At 64.8% G+C, this 10520-nt stretch carries 8 protein-coding genes; all 8 read right to left on the bottom strand.

The features are described from left to right. Positions 1 to 147: 147 nt before the first annotated feature. From menC to Q0O95_RS05215, 8 genes are read right to left on the bottom strand one after another with little or no spacing between them, the layout of a single operon-like run. The gene (gene menC / locus Q0O95_RS05250) at positions 148 to 1254 is read right to left on the bottom strand and encodes an o-succinylbenzoate synthase (protein ID WP_293696106.1); all 1107 of its coding nucleotides are present in this window, start codon (positions 1252 to 1254) and stop codon (positions 148 to 150) included. Continuing rightward, a complete protein-coding gene (locus Q0O95_RS05245; protein ID WP_293696105.1) occupies positions 1251 to 2099 on the bottom strand; it encodes a GNAT family N-acetyltransferase in 849 nt (282 codons plus the stop codon). Before Q0O95_RS05245 ends, menC begins: the two co-directional genes overlap by 4 nt. Then, positions 2092 to 3237 (bottom strand): M20 family metallopeptidase, encoded by a 1146-nt coding sequence (locus Q0O95_RS05240; RefSeq protein ID WP_293696103.1) that lies wholly within the window; start codon positions 3235 to 3237, stop codon positions 2092 to 2094. The genes Q0O95_RS05245 and Q0O95_RS05240 overlap by 8 nt, the downstream gene beginning before the upstream one ends. Then, positions 3234 to 5186 (bottom strand): prolyl oligopeptidase family serine peptidase, encoded by a 1953-nt coding sequence (locus tag Q0O95_RS05235; RefSeq protein WP_293696101.1) that lies wholly within the window; start codon positions 5184 to 5186, stop codon positions 3234 to 3236. The genes Q0O95_RS05240 and Q0O95_RS05235 overlap by 4 nt, the downstream gene beginning before the upstream one ends. Then, a complete protein-coding gene (locus tag Q0O95_RS05230) occupies positions 5183 to 6004 on the bottom strand; it encodes an ABC transporter ATP-binding protein (protein ID WP_293696099.1) in 822 nt (273 codons plus the stop codon). The genes Q0O95_RS05235 and Q0O95_RS05230 overlap by 4 nt, the downstream gene beginning before the upstream one ends. Beyond that, positions 6001 to 7899, bottom strand: coding sequence for a dipeptide/oligopeptide/nickel ABC transporter permease/ATP-binding protein (locus tag Q0O95_RS05225; protein WP_293696098.1), 1899 nt, complete (start codon positions 7897 to 7899; stop codon positions 6001 to 6003). The genes Q0O95_RS05230 and Q0O95_RS05225 overlap by 4 nt, the downstream gene beginning before the upstream one ends. Next, entirely contained in the window at positions 7899 to 8912 is a 1014-nt protein-coding gene (locus Q0O95_RS05220; protein ID WP_293696096.1) for an ABC transporter permease, read from the bottom strand. Before Q0O95_RS05220 ends, Q0O95_RS05225 begins: the two co-directional genes overlap by 1 nt. A gap of 5 nt (positions 8913 to 8917) precedes the next feature. After that, positions 8918 to 10492: an ABC transporter substrate-binding protein gene (locus Q0O95_RS05215; protein WP_293696094.1), complete on the bottom strand. Its 1575-nt coding sequence runs from the start codon at positions 10490 to 10492 to the stop codon at positions 8918 to 8920. Positions 10493 to 10520 lie beyond the last annotated feature (28 nt).

Genomic DNA, 10520 nt, shown 5'->3' with positions numbered 1-10520 from the left:
TCCGTCGGCAGCATCGCGGATGCCGTGCTGCTGGATGCCGAGTTGCGGGTTTGCGGTGTCTGGGCCGGAGGCGAGCTCGTCCATTCTGCGATGAGACGCGACAGGACGCTCTGAGCGGCGGTCTTGAAACCGCTCCTCGAACATCGATCACGCCGCGGGAATCCATTCCGTCGCTGTCGTGAATTCGTCGAGCACCTCCGCCTTCGGCGTGACACCGATGCCCGGCCCTCGCGGCACTGCCAGATGGCCGTCGTCAAGCCGGAACGGCGCGGTGATGTCAGTGGCGTAGTAGCGCTCGGATGCCGACGTGTCGCCCGGCAGCGTGAACCCTGGCAGCGCCGCGAGAGCGAGGTTCGCAGCTCTGCCGATGCCGGTCTCGAGCATCCCCCCGCACCATACGGGCACGCCGTGGGCGACGCACACATCGTGGATCCGCCGAGCTTCCAGATAGCCCCCGACGCGACCCGGCTTGATGTTCACGATGCGGCACGCCCCCATGGCGATCGCGTCGACAGCGGCTCGCGCCGACGTGATCGACTCGTCCAGGCACACCGGCGTACTCGTCAGTTTCGCCAGTTCTGCGTGTCCGCGTACATCCTCTTCGTCAAAAGGCTGTTCGATAAGAAGAAGATCGAATGCGTCGAGCTTCTTCAACTGCGCCGCATCCGCGAGCGAATATGCGGCGTTGGCGTCCACCTGCAGGAGGATGTTCCCGAATCGCTCGCGGACGGCCTCCACCGGCGCGACGTCCCACCCCGGCTCGATCTTCAGTTTGATGCGTTGATATCCTTCCGCGAGATAGCCGCCGACCGTATCGAGGAGAGCGTCGAGAGAGTCCATGATGCCTACGCTCACCCCAGTGGCCACACGGTTCTGAACGGCCCCCAGCTCGCGCGCGAAGGACACCCCCGTGGTTTTTAGCTCCGCGTCGAGAACAGCGGTCTCGAGCGCTGCCTTCGCCATGCGGTGCCCTCGGAAGGGAGCGAGCGCGGGAGCGACGCCGGTGCCCTCCACCACTTGTTGGGAAGCGAGCGTGGGAATCATGTACCGCTTCATCACATCCGCAGCCGCAGCCACGTACTCTGACGAGTAGAGCGGGTCGCTCATGGCGACGCACTCGCTCCATCCGTCGACACCGTCTACCACGGCCCTGACGAGGAGCACATCACGCCTCGTCTCCGTTCCGAAAGACGTTCGGAACGGAGCGACGAGCGGCATGTCCACACGCCGTAGTTCGAATCCTTCAAGCTTCATGCTGGCTCACCTCTCATATCGATGACATACCGACCTTCGGCGTCAAACCCCACGATCCTGCCGCTCGCAGACAGTCGCTGTGCCATTTCTCGTCGTACGGCGCCCCGCCACGCCTTCGCTACCGCGGGATCCCGACGTCGCAGCAACTCGATGTCGTGGGGCACGGCCACGCTCACGAGCGTTCCGGACACGTCGTGAACATCAGGCCCGCCCGAGCTGCCGACAGACAGAGCGACCTCCACGCTCTCCCACTCGGCTGTGCACACTGGCGATGCGCACTCGTCTACTGCCCATCTCATGAGAAGCCGATCACTGTCATCGGTTCCGTTGATGTCATCGTGCATCTCCCCGTAGAAGTTCTGCAGATACTCCACGGGCAGGGCTCCGAGCTTGACGATGTTGAAGTGCGCGTTGCGGCGCACCAGCGGGTCGAAAGTCCACATGATCGCAGCGAGACCCCGATCGAATGCCCACGCCCGCTGGAATAGCTTCAGGGCGAACCCCACACTCCGCCCGCGGGCAGAATCCAACACACCGGTCACGTGGCTGTGCAGTGCCCGTTCGTCGGGAGGTCCGAAGAACCCGACCGACCCGCCGACAAGGCCTCCCGCATCATACGCTCCGATCACAGGTGCGCCACTCTTGCTCAGCGCCCGAAGCAGCTCCGCCGTCACAGTCGGGTTCGTGGGATCACCGCCCCACGTGAAATCGAAGAGTCTCCTGATCTCGACGAACTCTCCGAGGTCATCCACGGGCCTCACGACAACCCCCGCTCGTTTCGCAGCGATGACGGCCTCTTTACGCAAGCGCATACCGTGCTGTTCCCGTGCCCCGCGCTCAGTCATCGTCATCTCCGGTGCCCGCATCGAGTATGTCGGCGATGAGTGCCGATAGGAGCATCGTGCGAGGCACGAGCTCCGATACGACGACGTACTCGTCGTCAGCGTGCGCGCCACCGCCCACGGCACCCAGACCGTCGAGTGTCGCTGTCCCGGCCGACGCCGTGATGTTCCCGTCCGAGCCACCACCGACAGCGACGGCTTTCACGGGAGGCAGCGAGAGCCGTCGCGCTACTCGTGAAGCTCTTGCCAGCAGCTGTTCTGAGGAGCAGGCCTCCATGGGCAACCGATTGACTCCACCGTCGAGACTGACAGCTGCTCCCTCCAGCACCGCGGATTGCGACCGGAGTGCGGTGTCGACGCGCCACTGCTCCAGGGCGGCCCATGCGCGCACATCGATCTGAACGCGTGCCAGCGCGGGAACCGTGTTTCCTGTTGTGCCGCCGGCTATGACCGTGGGAGTGACCGTGGTCCCATGATCGGAATTCGAGAGTTGTGCGATCGCGAGCACCTGATGGGCGAGCTCCACGGTCGCGTTCACGCCATCGTCGGGGGCGAGCCCGGCATGCGAAGCACGACCGTGCACAATGAGGGAGTACTGCGAGACGCCCTTGCGCGCCGATTTCAGCGCACCACCATCGGCGGCGGCCTCGAGCACGAGGACAGCGTGGTGACGACGTGCCTCCGCCTCGATGAGCGCTCGCGACTGATGGGAGCCGGTCTCCTCATCGCCCGTGAGGAGCATGGAAACGCCGTCGGCAGAATCGAGCGCCGCGACCGCGTGCAGCATCATCGCGATGCCCGCCTTCATGTCGAAGCATCCCGGCCCTCGAAGGGTGTCGCCGACCACGCTGAACGGGATGCGTTCAAGCGATCCCACCGGCCAAACGGTATCGTGATGCCCGAGCAACAGCACCCTGCGCGGACCCTCACCCAATATCCATCGCACGTTCGTGCTCGGACCCGTGGCGATAATTTCGCCGGGGAGACCAACCATGCGCTCACCGAGACGTGCGACGAGTTCAGCGCTCTCGCGCACCGCATCCGTGTCTCTCGACGGAGACTCGTGCGTTACCAGCGTCTCGATGGTTGCCAGAAGAGCTCCGAGAGAGGGGGCCGGTGACGTACCTTCACGTGGTGTCATGCTTCCTCCGCTGGGGTATAGCGCTCGACCCACTCTACGAACCGCGCACCGTAGTCGATACGGTGCGAGGGCCGACCCTCGAGTGGGAAGAGGTGGTCTCCTCCCGGATAGAGGACGAGGCTCGTGGGTACGTCGCGCAGGCGCAGCGCGTGGAACCACTGTTCTGCCTGACCCGGCGGACACACCCTGTCGCATTGGCCGTGCAGCAGGAGCGTCGGTGTGTCGACGCTTTCAACGCGCGTGTACGGTGACGATTTCGCATATCGTTCGCCATCGGACCATGGCTCAGCCGCAAGCTCAAACTCCAGCAGCCGGCCGTCGATCGAAGTACCCACCATGCTCGTCAGGTCAGCGACGGTTCCTCCCGCCACGGCGGCGGCAAAACGATCGTCCCGAGATGTGAGGTAGCACGTTAGGTACCCGCCGTAGCTGTATCCAGCGACAGCGAGGCGGCGTGGATCCGCGATCCCCTCCGCGATGAGCTCATCGATCGGTTCGAGGATGTCGATCGCGTCCGCGACACCCCACGCCCCTTCGACGGCATTGAAGAACTCGGGCCCGTACCCGTCGCTGCCGCGAGGGTTCACGAGAAGCACGGTCCAACCCCGGCGAACGAGTTCGTGGTGATAGAAGCTCGTCTCGTCGAGAGCACCATTCCACGCATTGTGAGGTCCTCCGTGGATATCGACCACGAGCGGCCCGGCGCCCTGCACGGCTGGATCGCGCATGATCCAGGCATCCACGATGCACCCGTCAGAGATGCGGAACCTGCGCGGCTCACGGATCGTGAGCCCTTGCTCCTGCGCGGTGAGATTGTGCCGAGTCAGGCCCGTGACCGACTGTTTCGCGAACGAGACGCGGTGCAGCTCCGCGAATGTCGTCGGCGCGTCAGCAATGATGAGGACCTCGTCGGTGCCGGTCGCGACCGCGGCCCCACGGACATTGCTGTCGGCGATCGCCGGTAGCGGCCGCGGAACGCCGCCATCGGCATCCACCTCGTAGAGCACACTGTAGCCGCGATCCCGAGCGCAGAACACGACTGTTCCACGACGGGTGAACTGCGGGGACGCCCCGGGATACGCAGGAGCGCCGGGAAGGACATTGCGTTCGAGCGAGGCGATCAGGTCCACTGTCGACCCGTCTGCGACCGATATCCGGTGGAGGCTCATCGGCCCGTGAGGGGCGCCCCGCGTGCCGACGACAAGAAGCCGTTCCCCATCCGGGTACCACGCGATTCGACCCGTGAGACCGTCTCTCGGGCCAACACGCGAAGGGTCAGTGCTGCCGTCTGCGCTGATCACGTGCACGGCGGAATGGAGCGTCACATCGCTGTCGGGCTGCGCCCTCGCCGAGAACGCAAGAGACTCGCCGTCGGGCGACCACGCAGGCTCGCCCGCATCCAGGTCGCCCTCTGTCACCCTCGTCAGGGTTCCGTCGGCCAGAAGGAGAACATGGATGTGTCGATGGGCGCGATCGGTCCGCTCGTGGTCGCGGTACCCGAGACGATCGACGACGAAGGGGGCGCTCTTTCCCCCCGATCCCCCCGCGACGGAGTCGGCGACGAGGGCGGTGAACGCGAGGCGAGTGCCGTCCGGGCTCCACGCGAGGTGCGCGGCGCCAGAGGGCACCGTCGCGATGTGACGCGAGTCTTTCCCCGTGCTGCCGCATACCCACAGTTGCGATTCCTCGTCGACGAACTTGAGGAATGCAACGCACCCGCCGTCCGGTGAAATGGTCGGGAACGCGCAGTCCCCGTCGGCGACGACTCGTCTGGGCGGTACGTCGCGTTCGAGCACCCACAACTGACGCACCGAGCGGTCGTGCTCCTCGTCGTCGACGCGCAGCGTGTACACGACAACGCTGGCATCCGGCGTGACTGCGACTTGCTGGGGAATCGCCACGTGCGCTGTCGCATCGCGAATTGCGGCGCGGATCGTCTCAAGGCTCATGTGTCGACCTCCTCTTCTGTATCGGGTTGAGACACTGCGGAGCCCACGGGGCGCACACGCCCCTCCATTCGCCGCGGAACCGCTTCGAGGAGCTGCGCCGTGTACACGTGCTCTGGACTGTCGATGATGGCTTGGGCCGGGCCTTCCTCCACGATTCGTCCCTTGTTCATCACAGCGATGGTGTCGCTCATATAGCGGACCACGGCGAGGTTGTGCGAGATGAAGACGAGACTGAATCCCAGCTCCGCCTGCAACTCGCGGAGGAGGTTGAGCACGTTCCCCTGCACCGAGACATCCAGCGCAGAGGTAACTTCGTCGGCGATGAGGACTTTAGGTCGGCCAGCGAGCGCCCGAGCGAGCGCGACGCGCTGGCGCTGCCCACCGGAGAGTTCGGCGGGAAGGGCATTCGGGCCCACGTGTTCGAGGCCCACCAGATCCAGCAGACGAGCCACCTCCTCTTCGCGGCTCGCTCGCGTCGATGCGCGACCGTGCGCGAGCGTCTCGATAATGGTCTCGCCGATTCGCATGCGGGGGTTCAATGACGAGTAGGGGTCCTGGAACACCATGGAGAACGGTCGCGTGGCGGCACGTGACATTCGCAGGTCCAGGGGCGTCCCGTCGAACAGAATTCTTCCGCCCGACAGCGGCACGAGCCCGACCGCGGCTCGCACCAGTGTCGACTTGCCCGATCCTGATTCGCCCACGAGGCCGAGGACGGTGCCCGGATCGACCGCAAGGCTCACCCCACGGACGACCTCCACTGCAGACCGACCCCGACCGTACGTCACGCGAACGTCCTCGAGTTGCAACTGGCTCATGGGGCAGCACCCGCGGTCGTGACGGGTGTGTCCACTTTCCAGCATGCGACTCTTCGGCCCTGTTGATCGTCGAGCAGCGGCGGCGCTGACTGCCGGCAGTGGTCGTCCGCGAGCGGACAGCGTGCCGCAAACACGCAGCCCACGCCCACCTCGGAGGCCGACGCCGCTTGGCCGTCGATCACCGGAAGAGGACGTTCGCGATCGGTTTCCATGTCCGGAACGACCTCGACGAGCGCGCGCGTATACGGGTGGCGCGCCGAGGTGAGCAGCTCCGATGCCGGGAGATCCTCGACGATCACGCCGCCGTACATCACGAGCACCCTGTCGCACACGTTTCGGATGACGGTGATGTCGTGCGAGATGAGCAGCATCGCGACTCCATCTGCCTCTCTGATACTCGCAAGAAGTTCAAGCACCTGCTTCTGCACCGTCGCATCCAGTGCCGTTGTTGGCTCGTCGGCGACGATGAGCGATGGTGAGCCCATCAGGCCCATGCCGATCATGGCGCGCTGGCGCATTCCCCCGGAGAGCTCATGAGGGAACTGGTGCGCACTGCGCTCGGGATCGCGGAGACGAACATCGCGCAAGCGGTCCACCGCACGCTTCAGCGCCGCCCTACGCCGCAGCCCCAGATGCTCCTCACCGATCTCCGCGAGTTGACGACCGATGCGCATCGTCGGAGTGAACGACGCCATCGGATCCTGGAAGATCACGGCGAGCTGAGTGCCGAGCCAGCGGCGCCAGCGTGCATCCTTTCGCGACCTCAATGGCTTGCCCTCGAACTGCAGGCGCGCTGCGGACACGACACCCGGACGTTCCACGAGCTGTGCGATCGCCAGCGCCGTGAGGCTCTTGCCCGCACCCGACTCGCCGACGATCCCGACCGCCTCGCCGTGCTTGATGTCGAAGCTCACACCTCGCACCGCCTCCACCGGTTCCTTCTCTGCCGGGAATATGACGCGAAGTTCGCGCACCGAGAGCAGCGCGGATTCATTCGCTTCGCTCTCGTCCTCGGCTTCGGAGGCTCTGACCGTTTTTCCGTGCCAGCGCGACGGCACCGTGACACCCAGCGCTCGGGCTGCAGCCTCGCCGAACAGATTGAACGCAAGGCCCGCAATAACGATGGCGATACCCGGAACGATGGCCGACATCGGGTTGACGTAGATCCCCTCGAGGCCCTCGTTGAGCAGTCGACCCCAGTCGTAGTCGGGCTGCTGTACGCCTATCCCCAGGAATGAGAGCCCTGAGAACGCGAGCAGGCTCGAACCCGCGCCGATCGCAGTGTTGACCATCAGCGGCTCGCCGATGTTGGGCAGCACGTGACGAACGATGAGCCGGATCCGCCCCACACCGGCGAGCCGGGCTGCGGAGACGAAATCACGACCTGCGATGGACGCGGAAAGATTCTGGGTCAGCCTCGCGAACGCGGGGATGCCGGCGATACCGATGGCGAGTACCGCGCCGTGCGTGCCGACCCCGAAGATGACAGCGAAGAAGAGTGCGAGGAGCAGCCCTGGGAACGCAACCGCCATATTGATCAGGCTCGTGACCATTCGGCCAACCCGACGGTTGACGAGTAACGGCAGGGTGCCGAGAATCACACCGCCCACGACAACGATGAGAGTCGCGAGCAGCGCTAGACCCACCGAGAATCCGGTTGCCGCGGCCACGCGGAGAAGGATGTCGCGGCCCAGCGCGTCAGTTCCGGCCCAGTGCTCGGCCGAGGGGCCCTGGAGGATGCTGGAGACATTGCGCTCATTGGCCAGGTCGGTGAATGCCATCGGTGCGATGACAGCGGTGAGGAGCACCAGCCCGAGAAGCATCGAGGCGACCATCCCCGATGGGGTGGTGAGAACTGCGAGGAATGGATTCCGTCGCTTCGATCGTGATGTCATCACACCTCCTTCATCGTGGATCTGGGGTCCATCCAGGCCAAGAGGACGTCGACGACGAGATTGATGAGCAGAATGCCTGCGCCGTACACGAGGACGAGCGCTTGTACGACCGGATAGTCCATCGAGATGATCGACTGGACCAGGCGCGAGCCGAGACCCGGCCACGCGAAGATACTCTCCACGAGCACCGTGCCCACCGCCATCCCACCGAGTAAGAGCCCCGCGACCGTGAGTGTCGCTGTGAGGGTGTTGGGCAGGACGTGACGCAAGTGGATGAGTCGGGGACGCAGACGCTTCGCACGAGTCGTGCGCACGAAGTCCGCATTCATGACGGCAAGGGCCTCCACCCTGAGGATGCGGGCGATGATCGCGGCGGGGCCGATCGCGAGAGCGATGACGGGCAGAATATAGGATTCCGGGCCGCTTCGCCCCGCCACCGGAAACCATCCGAGGGTGACGGCGAACACGGCGACGAGCCCGATGCCGACGAGGAATTCCGGGATCGCCCCAACGAGGACGCTCATCCAGGTGAAACCCGCATCGAGAGAGCCCCGGCGCTGCCCACGCGTGAGGATCGCGATGCCTAAACCCACGGGCGCCGCAATAAGAATAGCCACCACGAAGGCGAGACCCGCGATGACAGCGGTAGCGGACAGCCGCTCAGCGATGACGTCCGCGACCGGTAATCCGCTTGTGATAGACGTTCCAAGGTCACCCCGGAAGAGACCCGTGACGTACTCGAAGAACTGGATATGGAGCGGATTGTTCAACCCCAGCGCTTCGCGGCGTGCCTCGACAAGATCGAGAGGCGCGCTCGGGCCCAGTGCGGCCCGAACAGGATCACCTGGCACAAGATGAATCAGCAGGAACGCCGCCGTGATGAGGACGACGATCGAGGCGAGAAATCGCCCCGTACGCCGCAGCCCGAACGCGACCCAGGAGTTATCGACGAGCTGAGCCACTCGGGCGGCACGACGCTTTCCGGTGACGCGTTGGGCTTGCGGCGTGATCAAGGCTGCTAGCCGAGCATCCGGATCGACGTGGGCGCGACCGAGCCCTGGAAGAGTTCGAACTCCACGCTTGATCCATAGAAAACGGTGACCGCATCGACGAATGGGACGACGTCCACGGCACTCACGAGCGCGCTCTCGGCCTCCGCCCAGGTGTCGCATCCTTCGGCCCCTGGCAATCCCGAGGCCTCGCCCACCGCGGCGAGATACTCCGGGTTGTCGATGGCGGCGAAGTTCACGCCGTCCGGAGGTGTCGGCCCGTCGAGATACGGAACGATCTGACCGGGCTGGGTGATGCCGATGGGCATGAACGTGACATCCCACGACCCTTCACCACCGAGTATGACCTGACTGCTTTCGACGTCCGTGACGCCCCTGGCCGTGACATCCACACCGATCTCGCGCCACTCAGCAGCGAGGAGTTCCACTCCCGCGGCCATCGAGGAGCCGTAGCTCGTCGGGTACAGGAGCGAAATCGACATCTGCTGTCCGTCGCGCATCAGGCCCGAGTCCGTCGACTCCCAACCCGCCGCGGCGAGCCCTGCCATGCCGGCTTCAGGGTCGTGACCGGGCAGATTACCGTCGATGGTGTTCACTTCGCACACCCCGAGCCCCGGCACGACGAGACTCTCCGAGGGCCGGCCCAGGTCACCCGAGAGAGCAGTCCCCAATTCCTCAAGGTTTACCAGCTGTGTGAGAGCTCGACGGACATCTTCGCTTTCGCCCGGCAGGCCCTCGGCTTGATTAAACCAGAGCCATCCCAGCGGGTTGACGAGTTCGCGTTCGAACAGTTCGTTATCGCTCATTCGGCGCTGGTCCGCACCGCTAATCGCTGTGGCGTTGACGCTGCCTTCAAGGAGGAGGTTAGCCGCCGTTGTCTCGTTGGGAACGATCCGCAGGATTACCGTATCGGGTAGCCCGACAACGTCCGTATCCCATTCGCCCGGGCCCCAGGCGTAGTCGGCGCGGCGGGAGAATGTATAGTGATCCTCCGCAACGAACTCTTCGAGCACGAACGGCCCCGTTCCCAGTGCTCCCTGCTCGAGGGTGGAACGATCCTCGAGGCCATCGCCGCACACGATAAGTACGCTGCCGATGTTTTGAACCAGGAAAGCATCAGGGGTGTCGCTGGTGACCGTGACAGTCCGTGTCTCGTCGTCCGCCGTCGCCGTCGCGAGAGGCGGCACGAAGAGGCCCGTGCGCGTGGACTGGTTGTCAGGGTCGGCGATGAAGTTGATATTCGCCTCCACATCGCTCGCCGTGAGTGGCGAGCCGTCCGAGCAGGTGATGCCATCGCGCAGCGTAAAGGTCGCTTCCGTGTTCGTCCCGTCCCAGTCTTCGGCGAGGCCCGCGACGAGGTCGCCGTTGGCGTCCACATAGAGGAGCGAGTCGTAGACGAACTGCTGCACCTGGTGTGTGACACCGGCGGTCGTGAACGCGGGGTCGAGCGCTCCGGGGTCGGAGCCGATGGCCATCGTGAACGTGCCGCCGTCGACGGGTTCCGTGTCCGGAGCATCGGCTGCGCAGGAGGTTAGGGCTATGGTCATCGCGCTCGCGACGAGTAGCCTGATGGGTTTCTTCACGGTTTCCTCCGCTGTCTTCGTTGACTGC

Source organism: uncultured Agrococcus sp. (assembly GCF_945915485.1).
Classification (GTDB): Bacteria; Actinomycetota; Actinomycetes; order Actinomycetales; family Microbacteriaceae; genus Agrococcus.
The sequence above is the reverse complement of the archived record's forward strand: the minus strand, read 5'-3'. Positions and strand labels throughout refer to the sequence as shown.